The sequence below is a fragment of the Halopseudomonas sp. MFKK-1 genome (assembly GCF_027474385.1).
Classification (GTDB): domain Bacteria; phylum Pseudomonadota; class Gammaproteobacteria; order Pseudomonadales; family Pseudomonadaceae; genus Halopseudomonas; species Halopseudomonas aestusnigri.
Map to the genome: position 1 here is coordinate 567,554 of NZ_CP114836.1, position 20,788 is coordinate 588,341.

At 62.7% G+C, this 20,788-nt stretch carries 19 protein-coding genes; 8 read left to right on the forward strand and 11 right to left on the reverse strand.

Annotation, left to right across the window (positions count from 1 at the left end):
• Positions 1 to 59: 59 nt before the first annotated feature.
• Together ald and O5O48_RS02590 are read right to left on the reverse strand one after the other, a co-directional pair.
• Positions 60 to 1,181 (reverse strand): alanine dehydrogenase, encoded by a 1,122-nt coding sequence (gene ald, locus O5O48_RS02585; RefSeq protein WP_233048965.1) that lies wholly within the window; start codon positions 1,179 to 1,181, stop codon positions 60 to 62.
• Positions 1,182 to 1,267: 86 nt separating this feature from the next.
• Positions 1,268 to 2,338 (reverse strand): GGDEF domain-containing protein, encoded by a 1,071-nt coding sequence (locus tag O5O48_RS02590; RefSeq protein WP_233048964.1) that lies wholly within the window; start codon positions 2,336 to 2,338, stop codon positions 1,268 to 1,270.
• A gap of 261 nt (positions 2,339 to 2,599) precedes the next feature.
• Between O5O48_RS02590 and O5O48_RS02595 the strand changes: the two genes are divergently transcribed.
• From O5O48_RS02595 to O5O48_RS02615, 5 genes are all read left to right on the forward strand, one after another.
• The gene (locus O5O48_RS02595; RefSeq protein ID WP_269688066.1) at positions 2,600 to 3,604 is read left to right on the forward strand and encodes a response regulator; all 1,005 of its coding nucleotides are present in this window, start codon (positions 2,600 to 2,602) and stop codon (positions 3,602 to 3,604) included.
• Between the two features lie 21 nt (positions 3,605 to 3,625).
• Positions 3,626 to 4,585 carry a sensor domain-containing diguanylate cyclase gene (locus O5O48_RS02600; protein WP_269688067.1) on the forward strand — a complete coding sequence of 320 codons (960 nt, stop codon included), beginning with the start codon at positions 3,626 to 3,628 and terminating at the stop codon, positions 4,583 to 4,585.
• 144 nt (positions 4,586 to 4,729) lie between these two features.
• Positions 4,730 to 4,894 carry a hypothetical protein gene (locus O5O48_RS02605; RefSeq protein ID WP_228245481.1) on the forward strand — a complete coding sequence of 55 codons (165 nt, stop codon included), beginning with the start codon at positions 4,730 to 4,732 and terminating at the stop codon, positions 4,892 to 4,894.
• A gap of 51 nt (positions 4,895 to 4,945) precedes the next feature.
• The gene (dbpA, locus tag O5O48_RS02610; protein ID WP_269688068.1) at positions 4,946 to 6,322 is read left to right on the forward strand and encodes an ATP-dependent RNA helicase DbpA; all 1,377 of its coding nucleotides are present in this window, start codon (positions 4,946 to 4,948) and stop codon (positions 6,320 to 6,322) included.
• Between the two features lie 28 nt (positions 6,323 to 6,350).
• Positions 6,351 to 8,219 (forward strand): SLC13 family permease, encoded by a 1,869-nt coding sequence (locus O5O48_RS02615; RefSeq protein WP_228245483.1) that lies wholly within the window; start codon positions 6,351 to 6,353, stop codon positions 8,217 to 8,219.
• A gap of 12 nt (positions 8,220 to 8,231) precedes the next feature.
• Here O5O48_RS02615 and O5O48_RS02620 read toward each other — a convergent pair whose 3' ends face one another.
• Positions 8,232 to 8,399, reverse strand: a complete 168-nt coding sequence (locus O5O48_RS02620; protein ID WP_088274437.1) for a rubredoxin — start codon at positions 8,397 to 8,399, stop codon at positions 8,232 to 8,234.
• Positions 8,396 to 9,601: an alkane 1-monooxygenase gene (locus tag O5O48_RS02625; RefSeq protein ID WP_228245485.1), complete on the reverse strand. Its 1,206-nt coding sequence runs from the start codon at positions 9,599 to 9,601 to the stop codon at positions 8,396 to 8,398. Before O5O48_RS02625 ends, O5O48_RS02620 begins: the two co-directional genes overlap by 4 nt.
• A gap of 198 nt (positions 9,602 to 9,799) precedes the next feature.
• Between O5O48_RS02625 and O5O48_RS02630 the strand changes: the two genes are divergently transcribed.
• Positions 9,800 to 10,828 carry a helix-turn-helix transcriptional regulator gene (locus O5O48_RS02630; protein WP_269688069.1) on the forward strand — a complete coding sequence of 343 codons (1,029 nt, stop codon included), beginning with the start codon at positions 9,800 to 9,802 and terminating at the stop codon, positions 10,826 to 10,828.
• Between the two features lie 4 nt (positions 10,829 to 10,832).
• Here O5O48_RS02630 and O5O48_RS02635 read toward each other — a convergent pair whose 3' ends face one another.
• From O5O48_RS02635 to tkt, 7 genes are all read right to left on the reverse strand, one after another.
• The gene (locus O5O48_RS02635; protein ID WP_269688070.1) at positions 10,833 to 11,927 is read right to left on the reverse strand and encodes a PQQ-dependent sugar dehydrogenase; all 1,095 of its coding nucleotides are present in this window, start codon (positions 11,925 to 11,927) and stop codon (positions 10,833 to 10,835) included.
• Positions 11,928 to 11,946: 19 nt separating this feature from the next.
• Positions 11,947 to 12,420 carry a hypothetical protein gene (locus O5O48_RS02640; RefSeq protein WP_088274429.1) on the reverse strand — a complete coding sequence of 158 codons (474 nt, stop codon included), beginning with the start codon at positions 12,418 to 12,420 and terminating at the stop codon, positions 11,947 to 11,949.
• Positions 12,421 to 12,450: 30 nt separating this feature from the next.
• Positions 12,451 to 12,735 (reverse strand): hypothetical protein, encoded by a 285-nt coding sequence (locus tag O5O48_RS02645; RefSeq protein ID WP_269688071.1) that lies wholly within the window; start codon positions 12,733 to 12,735, stop codon positions 12,451 to 12,453.
• Between the two features lie 48 nt (positions 12,736 to 12,783).
• Entirely contained in the window at positions 12,784 to 13,848 is a 1,065-nt protein-coding gene (gene fba, locus O5O48_RS02650; protein ID WP_228245490.1) for a class II fructose-bisphosphate aldolase, read from the reverse strand.
• Positions 13,849 to 13,990: 142 nt separating this feature from the next.
• Complete coding sequence (locus tag O5O48_RS02655; RefSeq protein WP_269688072.1) at positions 13,991 to 15,151, reverse strand: phosphoglycerate kinase; 1,161 nt, start codon at positions 15,149 to 15,151, stop codon at positions 13,991 to 13,993.
• Between the two features lie 59 nt (positions 15,152 to 15,210).
• Positions 15,211 to 16,248 carry an erythrose-4-phosphate dehydrogenase gene (gene epd / locus O5O48_RS02660; RefSeq protein ID WP_228245492.1) on the reverse strand — a complete coding sequence of 346 codons (1,038 nt, stop codon included), beginning with the start codon at positions 16,246 to 16,248 and terminating at the stop codon, positions 15,211 to 15,213.
• Positions 16,249 to 16,342: 94 nt separating this feature from the next.
• Entirely contained in the window at positions 16,343 to 18,343 is a 2,001-nt protein-coding gene (gene tkt / locus O5O48_RS02665; RefSeq protein WP_269688073.1) for a transketolase, read from the reverse strand.
• Between the two features lie 220 nt (positions 18,344 to 18,563).
• Between tkt and O5O48_RS02670 the strand changes: the two genes are divergently transcribed.
• Together O5O48_RS02670 and metK are read left to right on the forward strand one after the other, a co-directional pair.
• Positions 18,564 to 19,577 carry an ArsR/SmtB family transcription factor gene (locus O5O48_RS02670; RefSeq protein WP_088274417.1) on the forward strand — a complete coding sequence of 338 codons (1,014 nt, stop codon included), beginning with the start codon at positions 18,564 to 18,566 and terminating at the stop codon, positions 19,575 to 19,577.
• Positions 19,574 to 20,758, forward strand: coding sequence for a methionine adenosyltransferase (gene metK / locus O5O48_RS02675; protein ID WP_088274415.1), 1,185 nt, complete (start codon positions 19,574 to 19,576; stop codon positions 20,756 to 20,758). The genes O5O48_RS02670 and metK overlap by 4 nt, the downstream gene beginning before the upstream one ends.
• Positions 20,759 to 20,788 lie beyond the last annotated feature (30 nt).

The window sequence follows — 20,788 nt, forward strand, 5'->3', positions numbered from 1 at the left end:
TATAGAGCCCCCATCGGTTTACAAGCGTTGTTGTCGTTACCCCTTGGCGGCCAGCCAGGCTAGGCCATCGCGCTCAAGGCCTCCTGCAGAGACTGCACCGGCAGGCCGAGCGCCGCTCCGACTTCGCGATTGCACAACGCCCCCCGACTGACATTCAGGCCGTTAGCCAGGTGCTGATTGGAGCGCAACGCCGCCGCCACACCCTGCTCTGCCAGTGCCAGCACAAAGGGCAATGTCGCATTATTCAGCGCCTGCGTCGCCGTCCGGGCGACCGCGCCCGGCATGTTGGCAACGCAGTAATGCACCACGCCATCAACAATATAGGTCGGATCTGCATGGGTCGTGGCATGAGAGGTCTCGGCGCAGCCGCCCTGATCGATGGCAACATCCACCAGCACACTGCCCGACGGCATCCTGGCAACCATCTCGGCAGTGATCAGCTTTGGCGCAGCCGCACCCGGTACCAGCACCGCCCCCACCACCAGATCTGCCTGCAGCAGCGCTTCTTCGATAGCGCTATTGGTCGCATACAGGGTTTGAATCCGGTTGCCATACCGGTCATCAAGACGACGCAGCACGTCGGCACTCTTGTCGAGAACCAGGACCTGGGCTCCCAGTCCGACCGCCATCGCCAGCGCATTACTGCCAACAACGCCACCTCCGAGGATGACTACTCGCCCCTGTGGCACGCCCGGAACACCACCCAGCAGAACGCCGCGGCCGCCATGGGCCTTTTCCAGGCAGCTGGCACCGGCCTGAATGGCCATACGGCCGGCAACCTCAGACATGGGCGCCAGCAGCGGCAAACGGCCGGCCGCGTCCGTCACGGTTTCATAGGCGATGCAGGTTGCCCCGGATGCAAGCAGGTCCCGGGTCTGGGCCGGATCCGGCGCCAGATGCAGATAGGTAAACAGCGTCTGCCCTGGACGCAGGCGTTGCCGCTCCTCGGCCTGCGGCTCCTTGACCTTGACGATCAGGTCGCTGTCACTGAAAACCTGCTCACAGGCAACCAGTTGGGCGCCAGCCTGCCGGTATGACGCGTCATCGTAACCAATCGCGTCACCGGCACCTGACTCGACCAGCACCACGTGACCGTGGCCGACCAGCTCCTGCACAGATGCAGGAGTCAGTCCGACCCGGTATTCATGATTCTTGATTTCTCGTGGTACGCCGATACGCATGGCTCGCTCTCCTGTCCGTTAGTCAACCTCTGTAAACAGTGTAGAAGAGCCCACGTCATCGGCAATTAATCTGAACGACTTGTTCTTTATTCAGAACACGCATCAGAGGCGCAGTCCGGCTTTGCCAGCGCATAGCGCTGCCCGGCCGCCACCACCTGATTACGTCCACCGCCCTTGGCCTCGTACATTCGTCGGTCAGCGATCCTGAGCAGCTCGCTCAGGCTGTCTCCGTCCTCACCGAGGGTGGCAACCCCGGCACTGAAGGTTACATTCAGTCTTTCCCGGCCGACTGCAACCGGGCTCTGAGCCAGCAGCACACGGACAGCGTCGGCCAGATCAGCGGCCTGCTCCAGCGTTGCACCCGGCAGCAGCATGGCGAACTCCTCTCCCCCCAGCCGACAGGGCAGATCAGAGTCTCGCAGCCGGCGCTTGAGCAACTGCGCGGTGTGCAGCAAGACGCTATCGCCAACCTCATGGCCATAGCGGTCATTGACCTGCTTGAAATGATCCAGATCCAGCACCACCAGCGACAACGGGGTATTGCTTCGGTCCGCCTGACTGCGCATCGCACGAAAGGCCTCCGACAAACGCATGCGATTGGCCAATCCTGTCAGGCTGTCAGTGCCGGCCAGTTCGATCAGCCGCTGCTCGTTATCGTCACGGCTGCGCTCGTAGATATGCGAAAACAGCATCACCGCCAGAGCGCTGAAGCCCACGTTTGCCATCACCGCCATATTGACCAGGCTCAACTCGGTCACATAGCGCGCGTTGAAGGCCAGTACACCGAGGCTGATGAAGATCAACGCCATCCAGAAGCCTCCGCGCTTACCCAGCAGCAGGTAGGAAATGATCGGGATGGACTGAATCCAGGCAAAGACCGTAAACGAGCTTTGCGGCAACAACAGGGCAATTACCATGATGCAGAAAAACGGCACAAGAAAAGCCAGGGTCCAGGCTTTGAGATGCGGCGTAGTATCAACAAAGCGCAGCATGAAAGCGGCGAAGGCGGCGTAGATCAGCTCCAGCGACGCCAGCAGATAAAGCTCGCGCTTGATGTTGATCAGGGCAAAGCTGGCACCCGCGATCAGGGTCATCCACAACAGCGCCCGCAGCACCCGCCGCCGATGCTGCAGGTTGCGCTCGAGACTGTCAGTCATGCCAGATCACCGTTTGAACACCACAGCCAACGGACCACTCCTGGTAGTGGATCATCCTTTAATCCCTGTTTGCCGGACATGGTCAGCAAAATACCCGAATTCTCGCGGAAAAACCCGAAACATATACCCTGATATCCCTTCTCAACAGGTCGATAAGTTGTCATGCTTGGCCAATAGACTTATTGATGGCTATCTGCCTTCTATCGGCCACCCTGCCCTCAACTGAACTCTGCCGGACAGCTTAGCAACAAGGATCATGCCGTGAGTGCCATTCCTCTGCTTGTATGCGACGACTCGAACATGGCTCGGAAGCAGCTTATCCGTGCGCTGCCGGCCAACTGGCCGTTCCGCATCAGCCAGGCCGCCAACGGTGTCGAGGGCCTTGAGGCCATCCGCCAGGGCAACGGACAGATCGTGCTGCTTGACCTGACCATGCCGGAGCTGGATGGCTTTGGCGTGCTGGCGGCATTACGCGAGGAAGGCCTGACGCCTGAAGTCATCGTGGTTTCCGGCGACGTACAGGATGAAGCAGTACGCCGAGCCAAGGCACTCGGTGCACGCGCTTTCATCAAAAAGCCGGCTGACCCGATGCAACTGGCCGAGGCATTGAACACACTCGGCGTTGATGTCCCGATGGCGACAGCACCGACGGCAGAAGAAGACGTCTACCGCACGCTGCCCAATGTCTCGTTCCGCGACGCCTTCCGCGAGGTGTCCAACGTCGCCATGGGCCGCGCCGCCGAGTTGCTCGCACGCGTGCTGGGTGTATTCATCAAACTGCCGATCCCCAACGTCAACATTCTCGAGGTGGGCGAGTTGCACATGGCCCTGGCAGACGCCCAGCGCGACGCCCGGCTGTCCGCCATCTGCCAAGGCTATATTGGTGGAGGTATTGCCGGCGAGGCACTGCTGATCTTCCACGACTCGGAGATCGATGATGTTGCCCGACTGCTGAACACCCAGCGCGATGAGGGTGCCCAGCTTGAAATGCTGCTGGACCTGGCCAGCATCATCATCGGTGCCTGCCTCAACGGTCTGTCCGAACAGCTCAACATTACGCTGTCGCAGGGGCATCCACTGGTGCTCGGCCAGCACTGCCCGATCGAAGACCTGATTCGTATCAATCAGCGGCGCTGGAAACGCACGCTGGCTGTCGAAATCAGCTACGGTCTCGAGAACCTGGACATTCATTTCGATCTGCTGCTGCTGTTTACCGAAGATTCGGTACCCAAGTTGCGGGAGCGGCTCGACTACATGATCGACTGATCAAGGAAGAAGACGCAGCACATGGCCGACACTTTCGATATCAATGAACTTCACTGGCTGCTCGATATCGTCCAGAGCATCGACGTCGGCGTGGTCGTACTCGACCGCGACTACAACGTCGAAGTCTGGAACAGCTTCATGGAGAACCACTCCGGTGTCAGCGCCGAGCAGGCTTCGCGCCACTCGCTGTTCGAGCTGTTTCCGGAGATCGACCAGAGCTGGTTTACCCACAAGGTCGAAACGGCCGTGATGCTAGGCACCCGCGCCTTCACTATCTGGGAGCAACGCCCCAATCTGGTTCATTTCAAGAGCTACCAGCCGATTACCGGCCTGGCCGACGAGATGTACCAGAACGTCACCATCCTGCCACTGCGCAGTGCCACCGGCAAAACCGACCATGTCTGTCTGATCATCTACGATGTAACCGGCGTTGCCGTGAACAAGCGTCAGCTCGAGTCCGCCAATACCAAGCTGCAGGAGCTGGCGTTGCGCGACGGACTGACCGGACTGCTCAACCGACGCTACTGGGAGAGCTGCCTGGAGCGGGAGTTCGCCCGTCACCAGCGTTACGACAGCCCGGTGAGCCTGGTCATCTTCGATATCGATCACTTCAAACGGGTCAACGATACCTATGGCCATCAGACCGGCGACGAAGTCATCCGCTCGGTGGCCGAAATCACTTCCCGGCTGGCCCGCGAAACCGACTTCGCCGGACGCTACGGCGGCGAGGAGTTTGTCGTCTTGCTGCCGGGCACCCATCTGGAAGGCGCAGCCCAGTTCGCCGAACGCTTGCGTCAGGCGGTTGAGCAGCAGGTACTCGACTATCAGGGCTCACCGCTGAGCTACACCATCAGCCTCGGTGTAGCCACTATCAGCGATGACATGGCCAACTACCAGATACTGCTGGAGCGCGCAGACAAAGCCCTGTATGCCTCCAAGGAGCAGGGACGAAACCGGGTCACACTGGCTCCTCAGGCATAGCAGGCGATCACTGACAACAGCGGTTGTCAGTGATATCAAAATACCGTTATTCTCCGGCAGCCCGGGCACGACAGAGCCGGGCCTGATTACCATTAATCCTGCAAAACAGCTCCGTTTTGCACCGTACGATACTGGCAAACGACCATGGACGATCGAAAACGCGGCTGGCGCTGGGCCTATGCCAAGGCCCGCAGCTATCACACCGGCAAACTGCAAGCGGCCTACCGGGCGACGCGATTCTGGCTGACCGGCGACACCGGCACCTTTCCCAGCCACGGCGGTTTTCGCAAGACCCGCATCCGTCGCTGAGTACCAGTCATCTCTGCTACACTGCAGCGCCCGGTCCAAAGGGCGCCTGCCGTGACTTCCGATCAGTTCAATACCCTGCCACTGCCGCAAAGCATGCTGGCGACACTTACCCAGCTTGGCTACGAGCGCATGACGCCGATTCAGGCACAGGCACTGCCACCGATTCTGGCCGGTCAGGACCTGATCGCCCAGTCGCCTACCGGCAGCGGCAAGACCGCCGCCTTCGGCATCGGCCTGCTGACGCCGCTGAACCCGCGCTTTTTCGGCTGTCAGGCACTGGTACTCAGCCCGACCCGCGAACTGGCGGGCCAGATCACCGATGAGCTGCGCAAGCTGGCCCGCGGCATGGGCAATATCAAGATCGTTACCTTGAGCGGTGGCGTTCCCTTCGGCCCGCAGGCAGCATCACTGGAACAGGGCGCCCACGTCATCGTCGGTACGCCGGGCCGGGTTCAGGATCACCTCAAACGCGGCACCCTGAGCCTCGACAAGCTGAACTGTCTGGTGCTCGATGAGGCCGACCGGATGCTCGACATGGGCTTTGTCGACGCCATTCGCGAGATCATCCAGCAGACCCCGAGCCGCCGCCAGACCCTGCTGTTTTCGGCTACCTACCCCGAGAGTCTGGAGCAGTTGACCGGCGAGTTTCAGCGCAATCCGGCGCAGGTGCGGATTGCGCAGTCCGCGCCGGAAAACCCGATCGAGCAGCGCTTCTACGAGATTCAGCCGGAGCAGCGCTTCGCATCCGTCTTGCGCCTGCTCGCAGCCAACCGCCCGCAACCCTGCATCGCCTTCTGTCATACGCGCCAGCAGTGTCAGGAACTGGCCGATTATCTGAACAAGGAAGGTATCAGCGCCCAGGCCCTGCACGGCGACATGGAGCAGCGCGAGCGCGATCAGGTACTGGCGCTGTTCGCCAACCAGAGCTGCAGCGTGCTGACCGCCACCGACGTCGCCGCACGCGGCATCGATATCGCCGGCGTCGCCGCGGTGATCAACGTCGAGCTGGCTGCCGACCCGGCCGCCCATGTTCACCGCATCGGTCGCAGCGGTCGTGCCGGCCAATCCGGTCTGGCGCTGAGCCTGGTCGCCCCGCGCGAACTCAAGCGTCTGAAGCCGATCGAGGAAGCCTACGGCGAGCTGAACTGGCAGGACATCGAACGCCTGCCGGAGCGCCCGGACCGCCCGCTGATTGCCCCCATGCGTACACTGGCAGTAGCCGGTGGCCGCAAGGACAAACTGCGCCCCGGCGATCTGCTCGGCGCCCTGACCGGCGAGGCCGGCCTGACTGGTGATGCGATCGGCAAGATCAGCATCAGCGACTATCAGGCCCTCGTCGCCATCCGCCGTGATCAGGCCAAACTCGCGCTGCAGCGCCTGGAAGACGGCAAGATCAAGGGGCGCCGCTTCAAGGTGCGGCTGATCTGAACAACCAACCCGGGAGGCCTGCCCACGCATGGACGCCAGCCAGCAACTGATTCTGCTGATCCTCGCCTGTACCGTCGGGCTGTTCCTTTGGGGCCGCTGGCGCCACGATGTGGTCGCGCTGGCGGCGCTGATGGCCTGCGTGGTGTGCGGCCTGACACCGGCCACCGAGGCCTTTGTCGGTTTCGGTCATCCGGCGGTCATCACCGTGGCCGCGGTATTGATCCTCAGCAAGGGGCTGCAGACCACCGGCGCAGTCGAAGCGCTGGCACAGCGCGCGCTGCCCCAGCGCGGCGGCATGTTGCTCGGCCTCGGCGTGCTGACCCTGCTGGGCGCCACCCTCTCCGCCTTTATGAACAACGTGGGCGCCATGGCACTGCTGATGCCGATCGCCCTGCAGCTGGCCGGTCGTAACAATATTCCGCCCGGCAAGGTGCTGATGCCGCTGGCCTTCGGCACCATTCTTGGCGGCATGACGACCCTGATCGGCACACCGCCCAACCTGATCGTATCCGGGTTCCGCGCGCAGACCGAGCTGGGTGCCTACGGCATGTTCGACTTCACGCCGGTGGGCCTCGCCATCGCCATCGGCGGGGTGCTGCTCGCGGTCATCGCCGGGCGCTGGCTGGTGCCGAACCGCCCGCAGACGGATGCCGGCAACTTCGACACCGGCACCTATCTCACCGAGGTCCACATTGATGCCGACAGCAAGGCCGACGGCAAACAGCTGCGCGAAGTCGAACAGATGCTGGACGACGGCGACGCCCAGATCGTCGGCATGGTACGCAACGATTTTCGCGTCATCGCGCCGCAACCCGGCCGCAGACTGCACGCCGGCGACATCTTGGTCATTGAGGCCGAGCCCGACGCGCTGGGCGCCTCGCTGACCCGCCTGGGGCTGAAACTCGAAGAAGCGGTCGAGCCAGACAAGGACAGCAAGGATGAAGCAGACGAAGCCGAGGCGGACCGCGCCGCCGACACTGCGGCGCCGTCGGAGCCAGAGCGGGATAAGGAGCAGGAGAAACCGGCAGCCCGCCACAGCGACGATATCGCTCTGCAGGAACTGGTTGCCCAGCCCGGCGCCGCGATTCTGGGGCGTAGCGCATCGGACATCGCCCTGCGCACCCGCTTCGGCATCAACCTGCTGGCGATTTCGCGCCAGGGCCACCGTTCCATTCGCCGCCTGCGCTGGACGGAAATCGAAGCCGGCGACGTGCTGCTGATGCAGGGCGACGCCGAATCCATTGCCGGCTTTGCCGCCGAGTACGGTTGCGTACCGCTGGCCCAGCGCAGCATCCTGATTCCCGACCGTCGCCGGGCAATCACCGCAGTCGCGATAATGATTGCCGCCGTGGCACTCGCCGCCTTCGGCGTGCTGCCCGCCGCCGTGGCGTTTACCGCTGGCGTCCTGGGTTACATGCTGACCCGCGTGATTCCGCTGCGGCGCATCTACGAGGCGATCGACTGGCCTATCATCATTCTGCTCGGCGCGTTGATGCCGCTGGCGGCGGCGATGGCCGACACCGGCGCCGCCGACGTACTGGCTCGCACCCTGCTGGAGCATGTTGCCCAGGGCAATCCGGTCATTGCGCTGACGTTGATGCTGGTGGTCACCATGACGCTGTCCGACTTCATGAACAACGCCGCCACCGCGGCAGTGATGTGTCCGATTGCGCTCAGCATTGCCAGTCAGCTGGGGGTCAATCCGGACAGCTTTCTGATGGCGGTCGCCATCGGCGCCTCCTGCGCCTTCCTGACGCCGATCGGTCATCAGAACAACACTCTGATTCTTGGCCCCGGCGGTTTCCGCTTTGGCGATTACTGGCGGCTGGGGCTGCCGATGGAACTGCTGGTAGTCGCCATCGGCATTCCCATGCTGCTGTGGGTATGGCCGCTGTAGGCGGCCGCGGCATCACTCTTCAACCGGCTTGAAGTCTTCCTTGTAACGCACGGCACAATCCGGGCAGGTAAAACTGTCCGGCAACGCCTCCCAGCGCGTGCCGGCCGGATAACCCTGATGCGGGTCACCCGCCGCCTCGTCGTACTCGTAACCACACTCCGGACATTGATAGCGGCTCATGCGGCCACCTCCGCACCCTCCGGCGCTGCCGCATCGACCAGCCCGTAACGACGCATCAGCATCTCGCGCTTGGCCGGCAGAAAGTTGATGCGCGAAGGGTCACGGCCGACTGCATCCAGCAGGCGCTTGTCCATCACCTTGAACCACAGCGGCGGGAAGTAGGTCAGCAGATACATGCCGAAGTAGCCGCTTGGCAGCCGCGGCAGATCCGGAAAGTCCCGCAGCGACTGATAGCGCCGGGTCGGATGGGCGTGGTGATCAGAGTGACGCTGCAAATGGAACAGCGCCCAGTTCGAGAACAGATGATTACTGTTCCATGAATGATGCGGCTGGCAGCGCTCGTAACGCCCACTTGGCTCCTTGCGCCGCAGCAAGCCGTAATGCTCGATGTAATTGGCGAGCGTCAGCTGGAACGCGCCCCAGAAGGCAATCAGCAACATCACCGGCAGGATCTCGATACCCAGCCAGGCAATCAGGCCGCCATACAGCACCGCGCTGATCAGCGCCGGTTGCAGCACCTCGTTATCCAGACTCCAGACCGACTTGCCGCAGCGTTCAAGGCGCTGCGCTTCCAGATCCCAGGCACGAAAGAAGGCACCGGGCATCTCACGGAAGACAAAGCGATAGATGCTCTCGCCCATGCGCGATGAGGCAGGGTCTTCCGGGGTTGCCACATCACGGTGGTGGCCGCGGTTGTGCTCGACAAAGAAGTGACCGTAAAAACCCAGAGCCAGGGTAATCTTGGCCAGCCAGCGCTCCAGCCCGGTCTTCTTGTGGCCCATTTCATGGCCGAGATTAAGGCCAAACCCCAGACTGCCGCCGGTTGAAATGATCACCGCCAGCGTGCCGTACCAGGGCAGCTCGTAATAGCCGAGAAAGATGATGTTGACCAGAAAGCTGACCCACAGAATCGGCACCAGCGCATAGGTTACGTAACGGTAGTAGGGGTCAGCTTCCAGCGCGGGTACCGCCTCTTCCGGCGGATTGCTCAGGTCTTCACCGAGCACAGCGTCCAGCGCGGGAATGACAACGTAGGCAAAGATGGTCGAAACCCACAGCCAGATGACCTGCGGCGAAACCAGCACATAAAGCAGCGGCCCAACGAGTGCCAGCATCGGCACCCCCAGGGAAAACAGCCAGAGCCGGCGCTTGCGATCAACATAGCCAGCCAGGCCGCTTGGAGCAGCAGCGGTAGACGTCATGCTTTTACCCTCTTGTTGTTGTGTTTTCAGGGATACGGCACCGGCATGGATTGCGGCACAGGCAACGGCAACCGGCAAATACCTCGACACATCATGCGCCTGCGGTCATCGACGGCCACCCGTTGCAAGCGGCAATAAACCGTCATATTGTGACAGCCATTGGACGCGACCCTACCAACAACAACAGCAAGGCCGACCATGCCCCCCGATCAGTCCTGGCTGAGTCCAGCAGCACATACCGTCTACGCCCGTCTGGTCCATGCCGAGCTGCGTCGCCTCGGCTTCAGCCCCGACGCCATTCGCAGTGCCAGCGACGTCGACTGGGACATCCTCCAGCAGGACAGTCAGTTCCTCAGCCTGGAAACCCTGACCAAACTGCTCGACAGCGCCATCGCCCTGACCGGCCATCCCGGCCTGGGATTCGCGGTCGGCATGCACACCGACGTCTCGGCCCATGGTCCCGGTGGCTATGCCGCCGTCACCGCACCGACCATCAGGGCCGCCGTCGAAGTGGTTGAACACTACTCCAGTCTGCGCCAGCATCTGGGCCATTTCGTCATCGAACAGGTCGAGCCGCCAGTGCTGCGCCTTGATGAAGAGCAGACCCCGTCGCAGGTTCGCGAATACCTGCTGGGTCACTTTGCAACCGGCATGCTGCGACTGCTGGAAACGGTCAGCGGCTTGCCACTCCATCAGGAGGTTACCCTTGAATGGCCGCTACCGCGGCCGGACTGGGCCGATCAGGTGGCCGGCCATGCCGGGAAATGGATATTCGGCAGCGATGCGTTGCGCCTCCATCTGCCTGCAGGATTGTTTGCCCAGGCGTGCCTTGGAGCCGATCCGGATGCCCATCGTCAGGCTCTGCGCGACTGCGAACACCAGCTGCAGCACCAGCTCCGGGGCGGCGACCTGAGTGAGAGGATCAAGAAACGCCTGCTCGGTTGCGAGTACCACTACCCAACCCTGGCCCAAATGGCTGCGCAGGAGCATATGACTGCGCGCACCCTGATTCGCCACCTGGGCAACGAGGGCGTGCGTTATCAGCAACTATTGGATGAGGTACGCAGCGAGCAGGCCTGCTGGCTGCTGGAACACACGGACTTGAGCGTGGAGCTGATTGCCGAGCGGCTCGGCTATCAGGACACCAGCAATTTCAGCCGCACCTTCCGGCGCTGGCTGGGTTGCCCGCCGCGCGCCTACCGGCAGCACAGCCAGGCAACCCGCTAGGGCGTCAGTTGGCCGGCACTACCCGCAGCACCTTGCCAGCGGGGCTGTCGGTCAGCAGATAGACAGCACCGTCCGGACCGCTGCGCACATCACGAAAGCGCTGGCCCAGCTCGGTGAACAGGGACTCCTGCGCGCTGACCGTATCGCCATCCAATGCCACGCGGCGGACTTCCCTGCCCGCCAGCGCCGAGATCAGCAGGTTGCCCTGCCATTCAGGGAACAGATCCCCCTGATACAGCGCCATCCCGGACGGCGCAATCGACGGCACCCAGTAGGTCAGCGGCTGCTCCAGCCCGGGCAATTCGGTGTAGGGCGAGATCTGCGAGCCGTTATAGTCGACACCGTAGGTGATCTTCGGCCAACCGTAGTTGTGACCGGCCTGAATCAGGTTCAGCTCGTCGCCACCGCGCGGGCCGTGTTCGTGGCTGAACACGCGACCTGCGCCGTCTACCACGATCCCCTGCACATTACGGTGGCCGATGCTGTAGAGCTCCGGCAGCGCCCCCTGTTGGGCAACGAAGGGATTGTCAGCCGGCGCCGAGCCATCACGATTGAGGCGCACGATGCTGCCCAGATGATTGCCAGTGTTCTGCGCCTGCTCGCGGTAATCAAAGCCATCCCCAAGCGTCAGCAGCAGGGTATTGTCCGGCAGAAAGGCGATGCGCCCACCATAATGCGCGCTGCCGCGCTTGGCTGGCTGAACACGAAAGATCTCGTGGGTATTCTCCAGCGCCGTACCATTGAAGGTCGCCGCCGCCAGACAAGTATGGTTGGCTTCCAGCGTGCCGCAGCTGTAGCTGAGGAACAGCTCGCCAGATTCAGCGAAATCAGGCGCCAGCGCCACATCCATCAGACCCGCCTGACTGTTGACGAAGGCCTCGGGCACACCGGCTACCGGTTCGGCACGCAGCGTTCCGTTAGCGCCAATCAGGCGCAGGTGGCCGGCACGCTCGGTGACCAGCATGCCGCCATCCGGCAGAAACGCCAGTGACCACGGATTGCTCAGTCCCTCGGCGACCGTTTCGATCTGATAGTCAGCCGCCGCAACCGGGCCTGCACAGAGCGCCAGGGCGGCGCCGACCAGAGTGAACCTGTTCATTAACTGTCTCCTTGCAGGATTAACCGAGCACACGCAGCCCGCGCCGCGCCTTGGGTTTGGTCAAACGGCCGAACAGCGCGCTGCCCAGACCGACTGCCGCCATCATGCTCAACAGGCCGGACGTTTCGCGAGTCGCCGCGATAAAGGTCGGCATCGGCAGCAGCGTGTTTGCCAGGGTGAAGGCCGCCCAGATGCCGACAAAACCACCCAGAAAATACAGCAGCCAGCGCCAAGGCTTGAAGATGCGCCCCAGTGCCTCGGCCAGCGGCAGCGCCAGCAGCAGGGTCGCCGCAACCATGACGACGAAAATCGGGGTAAAGGTCAGCAGGTCATGCAGACTGCTCTGCGCACGGGTCGCCAGATCAACCGGCACGTCCATGGCCTGCAGTGCGGCCAGATTGAACTGGGTCTGGACCAGCGAGCCCAGCAGGGTCGCCACCAGCACGGCCAGCAGATAGAGGAAGACGATCCGCAGTACGGTCATCAATTTCATTGTCGTTATCCTGTTACGCAGTGCGAGCACTCAGCTCGCGTCAGTTCCATCGGGCAGGGTCGGCAGATTGCGCAAGGCCTGCTCGTAGGCGGGAGTATCAAAGGCAGCGTCCTGCTCCAGCATCTGGTTGATGCTGTGGGCCAGAACCTGCGCCATCAGCTCGAGAATATCCTCGCGCGCATAACCGACCAGCGTCAGCTTGTTCATAGTCGCCTGCGCAGCAGGTGGCTCACCGGCAGTCAGCTGATTCTCGATCGCTTCGATCAGGCGGGCCTCGGCGAAGGACTCGTCGTCCTGTTCGTCCTGATTGCTCATATCTCTGTCCTGTTGCAAAAAGGGCGGCTTGCGCCGCCCCTTCAGTGCTCAGTTAACCTTGGCTTCCAGCTCGCCACTGGCGTAACGCTGGAACATGCCTTCCAGGGAGATCGGCTTAATCTTCGAGGCATTGCCGGCGGTGCCAAAGGCTTCGTAGCGGGCGATACAGATGTCGCGCATGGCGTCGATGGTCTTGGCGAAGAACTTGCGCGGGTCGAACTCGCTCGGGTGCTCGGCCATCATGCGGCGCATGGCACCGGTGGACGCCAGACGCAGGTCGGTATCGATGTTGACCTTGCGCACGCCGTGCTTGATGCCCTCAACGATCTCTTCGACCGGCACGCCATAGGTTTCCTTGATGTCGCCGCCGAACTCGTTGATCACCTTCAGCCACTCCTGCGGAACCGAGGAGGAACCGTGCATTACCAGGTGGGTGTTGGGGATGCGCTTGTGGATTTCCTTGATGCGCTCGATTGACAGCACATCGCCCGTCGGCGGCTTGGTGAACTTGTAGGCGCCGTGGCTGGTACCGATGGCAATCGCCAGAGCATCAACCTGAGTGGCCTTGACGAAGGCCGCGGCTTCTTCCGGGTCGGTCAGCAGCTGGCTGTGATCCAGCACGCCCTCGGCGCCAACGCCGTCTTCCTCACCCGCCATGCCGGTTTCCAGACTGCCCAGGCAACCGAGCTCGCCTTCCACGGACACACCGCAGGCGTGGGCGAACGCCACGGTCTGCTGGGTCACGCGGACGTTGTAGTCGTAGTCGGCCGGGGTCTTGCCGTCTTCCCTCAGCGAGCCGTCCATCATCACCGAGCTGAAGCCCAGTTGAATCGAGCGCTGGCACACGTCCGGGCTGGTACCGTGATCCTGGTGCATGCACACCGGAATATGCGGAAACTCCTCGATGGCAGCCAGGATCAGGTGACGCAGGAAGGGCGCACCAGCGTACTTGCGGGCGCCGGCAGAGGCCTGCACGATCACCGGGGAATCGGTCTTGTCGGCCGCTTCCATGATGGCGCGCATCTGCTCCAGGTTGTTGACGTTGAAAGCGGGCACGCCGTAACCGTATTCGGCGGCGTGGTCGAGCATCTGGCGCAGGCTGATAAGAGCCATAATCAATCTCTCCGTTAAAAAAGTCGTTGCGGCAAGCGACAAGCCCCAAGCGGCAAGCTGTCCGGGCGATCCCGACAGTCTACCCGCCTGACCTGAGGCTGGTCACCCCTTGCCGCTTGCAGCTTGAGGCTTGCAGCTGTGCTTAGCGCGCACGCTGCTCCAGAATCTCGACAGCCGGCAGTACCTTGCCCTCGACGAACTCGAGGAAGGCGCCACCACCGGTGGAGATGTAGGAAATCTGTTCGGCAACACCGTACTTGTCGATGGCAGCCAGGGTGTCACCACCACCGGCGATCGAGAAGCCCTCACTGGCAGCGATGGCGTGCGCCAGCGCCTTGGTGCCTTCGCCGAACTGGTCGAACTCGAAGACACCAACCGGGCCGTTCCAGAGGATGGTGCCGGAGGCCTTGAGCATTTCACCGAACAGCGCAGCAGTCTGCGGGCCGATGTCGAGAATCATGTCATCGTCAGCCACGTCAGCGACGGCCTTGACAGTGGCAGTAGCGGACTCGGCAAATTCCTTGGCAACCACCACGTCAACCGGCAGCGGCACACTGACCTTGGCGGCAATGGACTTGGCGGTATCAACGAGGTCGGCTTCGTACAGCGACTTGCCAACCTTGTAACCGGCGGCCGCGAGGAAGGTGTTGGCAATACCGCCACCAACGATCAGCTGGTCGCACTTGTCCGACAGCGCGGTCAGTACGTCCAGTTTGGTCGAAACCTTGGAGCCGGCAACAATGGCCACCATCGGGCGGGCCGGCTTGTCCAGCGCCTTGGCCAGCGCGTCCAGCTCGGCGGCCAGCAGCGGACCGGCGCAGGCGACCTTGGCAAACTTGGCAACGCCGTGGGTCGAACCCTGGGCGCGGTGGGCGGTGCCGAAGGCATCCATCACGAACACATCGCACAGCGCCGCGTACTGCTGAGCCAGCTCGTCGGTGTTCTTCTTCTCGCCCTTGTTGAAGCGGACGTTTTCCAGCAGCACCAGCTCGCCCGGCTGGACCTCGACACCGCCGAGATAGTCGCGCACCAGCGGCACTTCACGACCCAACGCTTCGCTCAGGTAAGCAGCAACCGGTGCCAGGCTGTTCTCTTCGCTGAACACACCCTCTTCCGGGCGGCCCAGGTGTGAGCAGACCATGACTGCAGCGCCTTTCTCCAGCGCCAGCTTGATGGTAGGCAGCGAGGCAACGATACGCGCGTCGCTGGCGACCTTGCCGTTCTTGACCGGCACGTTGAGGTCTTCACGAATCAGTACACGCTGGCCGTTCAGGTCCAGCTCATTCATGGTCAGTACGGTCATAGCCCGCTCCTTCGTTCAATAAGGGTTAATCAGTTGCGCCGCCGTTGGCCGCGCTCAAGTCATTCGACAGGTTGCGCCAGCCAGTACTGGGCAACATCCAGCATGCGGTTGGCAAAACCCCATTCGTTATCAAACCAGACCAGCAAGTTCACCAGTCGCGGACCGGACACGCGGGTCTGACTGCCATCGACAATCGCCGAATGCGGGTCGTGGTTGAAGTCGCAGCTGGCGTGGGGCAGCTCGGTGTAATCGAGCAGTCCCGCATAGTCGCCTTCGGCGGCGGCCCGCAGCAGCGCATTGACTTCAGCAGCGCTGGTGTCGCGCGCGGTCTGCAGGGTGATATCCAGCGCCGAGACATTGACCGTCGGCACCCGGATCGCCTTGGCCTGAATGCGCCCGGCCAGCTCCGGCAGCAGCCGCTCGATGCCGCGTGCCAAACCAGTCGAGACCGGAATAACCGACTGGAATGCCGAACGGGTGCGGCGCAGGTCAGCGTGATGGTAAGCGTCGATCACCGGCTGATCATTCATCGCCGAATGAATGGTGGTGATGGAAACGTACTCCAGCCCGATCACTTCGTTCAGCAACTTGAGCAGCGGCACGCTGCAATTGGTGGTGCAGGAGGCGTTGGACACCAGACGAGCGTCGCGCGGCAGGCTGGCGTGATTGACGCCATACACCAGCGTGGCATCGACCGCCTCTTCGCTTGCCATCGGCTGCGAAAACAGCACCCGCGGCACCCCGGCGTGAACAAAGCGCAGCCCCTGTTCACGGGTGGTGTACTGGCCGGAACACTCCAGCAGCAGATCGATATCCAGCCCGCGCCAGTCAACCCCTTCCGGTTCCGCCTCGCGCAAAACCTGAATCGCCTGCCCGTTGATCTGCAAGCAGTCACCGCTGACCCGCACCTCGCCCGGAAAGCGGCCGTGGGTGGAGTCAAAACGGGTCAGGTATTCAATACTGTCGCGGTCGGCCAGATCATTCAGCGCTACCACCTGCACGTCCAGATCACCACGCTCGTGCAGCGCGCGCAGCACGCAGCGACCGATCCGGCCGTAGCCGTTCAGAGCGATTTTATAGGGACGCGGGTGGGACATAACAGCAGGCTCCGCCTGGCTGCAAGCTGCAAGCTGCAAGCTGCAAGCAGGCAGAGCGCCACTTGCAGCTTGAGGCTTGAGGCTTGCCGCTGGTTTAGTCTTCCAACAGCTCTTCAGCCGCTGCCAGCACGTTGTCGAGGGTGAAACCGAACTCCTCGAACAGCGCCGCAGCCGGAGCGGATTCGCCGAAGCTCTGCATGCCGATGATGCGGCCGTCGAGGCCGACGTACTTGTACCAGAAGTCGGCGTGGGAGGCTTCAATGGCGATACGGGCACCCACTTCCAGCGGCAGGACCGACTGTTTATAGGCGGCGTCCTGCTGGTCGAACACGCTGGTCGATGGCATGGACACCACGCGAACCTTGCGGCCCTGTTCGGTCAGGGCGGTCCAGGCGTTGACCGCCAGACCGACTTCGGAACCGGTCGAGATCAGGATCAGTTCAGGCTCGCCGTCGCAGTCCTTCAGCACGTAACCGCCGCGGGTAACGTTGGCCAGTTGCGCGGCATCGCGCTCCTGGTGCGGCAGATTCTGACGCGAGAAGATCAATGCGCTCGGGCCGTCGGCACGCTCCAGCGCGTACTTCCAGGCAATCGCCGACTCAACCGCGTCGGCCGGGCGCCAGGTGTCCAGATTCGGCGTACCGCGCAGGCTGGCCAACTGTTCGATCGGCTGGTGGGTCGGGCCGTCTTCACCCAGACCGATGGAGTCGTGGGTGTAGACGTGGATCACGCGCTGCTTCATCAGCGCCGACATGCGCACCGCGTTACGGGCGTATTCCATGAAGATCAGGAAGGTAGCGCCGTAGGGCACGAAGCCGCCGTGCAGGGCGATACCGTTCATGATTGCGGTCATGCCGAATTCGCGCACACCGTAGAACAGGTAGTTGCCGGACGCGTCTGCAGACTCGACGCCCTTGCAACCCTTCCACAGGGTCAGGTTGGAGCCGGCCAGGTCAGCGGAGCCACCGAGCATTTCCGGCAGCAGCGGGCCAAAGGCGTTCAGGGTGTTCTGGCTGGCCTTGCGGCTGGCGATGGTTTCACCCTTGGCAACCACTTCGGCGATGTAGGCATCGGCCTTCTCGCTGAAGTCAGCCGGCAGATCGCCAGCCAGACGACGCTGCAGCTCGGCAGCCAGTTCCGGGAAGGCAGCCTGATAGGCGGCAAACTTGTCGTTCCAGGCGGCTTCGGCCTTGGCGCCGGCCTCGTGGGCGTCCCACTCGGCCTTGATGTCAGCCGGAATTTCGAACGGGGCGTGCGGCCAGTTCAGCGCTTCACGGGTAGCAGCGATTTCCGCCTCGCCCAGTGCTGCGCCGTGGCACTCTTCCTTGCCCTGCTTGTTCGGCGAACCGAAACCGATGATGGTCTTGCAGCAGATCAGGGTCGGCTGCTCGGTATTCTTGCGTGCGGTCTCAATGGCGGTCTTGATCTCGTCGGCATCGTGGCCGTCGACATTGCGGATCACCTGCCAACCGTAGGACTCGAAGCGCTTGGGCGTGTCGTCGGTAAACCAGCCTTCGACTTCACCGTCGATGGAGATGCCGTTGTCGTCGTAGAACGCAACCAGCTTGCCCAGACCCAGAGTGCCGGCCAGTGAACAGACTTCGTGGGAGATGCCTTCCATCATGCAGCCGTCGCCGAGGAACACGTAGGTGTTGTGGTCGACAACCTCGTGACCTTCACGGTTGAACTGCGCAGCCAGCACCTTCTCGGCGATCGCCATGCCCACGGCATTGGCAATGCCCTGCCCCAGCGGGCCGGTGGTGGTTTCAACGCCCGGGGTGTAGCCGTATTCCGGGTGGCCCGGCGTTTTGCTGTGCAGCTGACGGAAGTTCTTGATGTCGTCAATGCTGACGTCGTAGCCAGTCAGGTGCAGCAGCGAGTAGATCAGCATCGAGCCGTGACCGTTGGACAGCACGAAGCGGTCGCGGTCGGCGAAATTCGGGTTGGCCGGGTTGTGCTTCAGATAGTCGCGCCACAGCACTTCGGCGATATCCGCCATACCCATGGGCGCACCGGGGTGGCCGCTGTTGGCTTTCTGCACGGCATCCATGCTGAGGGCACGAATGGCATTGGCACGGTCACGACGACTGGGCATGAACAACTCCTGTGGTTGGCAAGGCATGGGGCGTTTGCCGCAACACGCGGCTGGCCGGGAAAAGAAGGCGGGCATTTTCGCGCAAACGGCCGTTTCGGGCAATGAAAACACCGTTCCGAGTGCGGTTATCGTTCGCTCGCCGGACGAACGGAGGGGCCTATATCAAAGTTTTTTGATATAGCCGTTGCGGCGACGCCCGATCAAAACTAAACTGCGCCGCATGAACCAGATTGCGCACCTTCCCGCCACCCCCAGTCAGACCGACGACCTGGCCGCCTTTTGCAAGGCCGCTGGCGATGTGTTGCGGCTGGATATCCTGCGGGTGCTGCGCAGCGACTCGTTCGGCGTGCTGGAACTGGCGCAGATCTTCGGCATGCGCCAGTCCGGCATGAGCCACCACCTCAAGGTGCTGGCAAACGCAGGGCTGGTGAGCACGCGCCGCGAAGGCAACTCGATCTTCTACCGCCGCAGCCTGCCGGTCACTGAACAGCCCTGGCATCGGCTGCACAGCCAACTGCTGAACGAACTCGACAGCCAGCCGGATGACGCCCAACTGCAGCAAGCCATTGCTGCAGTGCACGCCCAGCGTGCAGAGCTGTCACGCCAGTTCTTTGCCCGTTTTGCCGATGGCACCCCGGCGCAGCAGGACCTGATCGCCCACTTTGGCATCTACCGCGAGCCGCTGCTGACCCTGATCGACGCCCTGCCGCTGCCGGCCCGGCAACTGGCCATCGAGATTGGTCCGGGCGAAGGCGGCTTTCTGCCCAGCCTGGCCAGCCGCTTCGAGCGCGTGGTCGGACTCGACAACGCCGAGGCCATGCTTGAGCGCGCGCGCCAGCAGTGTCAGGACGCGGGCCTCGACAACGTGGACTGCCTGCTCGCCGACGCCCTGCTGCCGCAGCAATTGCCGCTGGCTGACTGCGTGGTCTGCAACATGGTGCTGCACCACATGCCGGCGCCGGCTGAAGCGCTCAAGCGCTTTGCCGCACTGCTCAAACCCGGTGGCAGCCTGGTGCTGACCGAGCTGTGCAGCCACGACCAGAGCTGGGTGCGCGACAGCTGCGGCGATCTGTGGCTAGGCTTTGACCAGGATGATATTGCGCGCTGGGCCGAGGCTGCCGGACTGCGTCCGGGCAACAGCCAGTACATCGGCCTGCGTAACGGCTTTCAGCTGCAACTGCTGCAGCTGGCCAAACCCGAATCCCCTTCTCCCGAGGACAGGAAAGACCCATGAGCGATTACTCGATTTTCACCTCCGAATCCGTGTCCGAAGGCCATCCGGACAAACTGGCTGACCAGATTTCCGACGCCGTTCTGGACGCCATCCTGAGCGAAGACAAATTTGCCCGGGTCGCCTGTGAAACCATGGTCAAGACCGGTGTTGCCATCGTCGGCGGTGAAATCACCACCAGCGCCTGGGTCGACCTCGAAGACCTGGTGCGCGGCGTCATCTGCGACATCGGCTACACCTCCTCGGACGTCGGCTACGACGGCGCCACCTGCGGAGTGATCAACATCATCGGCAAGCAGTCGCCGGACATCGCCCAGGGCGTTGACCGCCAGAAGCCGGAAGATCAGGGCGCCGGTGACCAGGGCCTGATGTTCGGCTACGCCAGCAACGAAACCGACGTGCTGATGCCGGCCCCGATTACCTTCGCTCACCGTCTGGTCGAGCGTCAGGCTGAAGCGCGCAAGGACGGCAGCCTCGGCTGGCTGCGCCCGGACGCCAAGTCGCAGGTCACCTGCCGCTACGAGAACGGCATCGTCACCGGTATCGACGCCATCGTGCTGTCGACCCAGCACAACCCGGACATCAGCCAGGCGGACCTGCGCGAAGCGGTGATGGAAGAGATCGTCAAAAAGGTGATCCCGGCCGAACTGCTGCACGCCGCCACCCAGTACCACATCAACCCGACCGGCAAGTTCGTCATCGGCGGCCCGGTGGGCGACTGCGGTCTGACCGGTCGCAAGATCATCGTCGACACCTACGGCGGCATGGCGCGTCACGGTGGCGGCGCGTTCTCCGGCAAGGATCCGTCCAAGGTTGACCGCAGCGCCGCCTACGCCGGCCGCTACGTCGCCAAGAACATCGTCGCTGCCGGCCTGGCCGACAAGTGCGAGATTCAGGTTTCCTACGCCATCGGCGTGGCGCAGCCGACCTCGGTATCGATCAATACCTTCGGCACCGGCAAGATCAGCGACGAGAAGATCATCCAGCTGGTGCGTCAGCACTTCGATCTGCGCCCGTATGCGATCACCCGCATGCTCGACCTGCTGCACCCGATGTACCGCGCGACCGCCGCGTACGGCCACTTCGGCCGCAACCCGTTCGAGATGACCGTCAAGGGTGACACCTTCACCGCCTTCCCGTGGGAGAAAACAGACAAGGCCGACGCGCTGCGCGCGGACGCCTGACGGCGTAGCGGCTGGAAGCTGGAAGCTGGA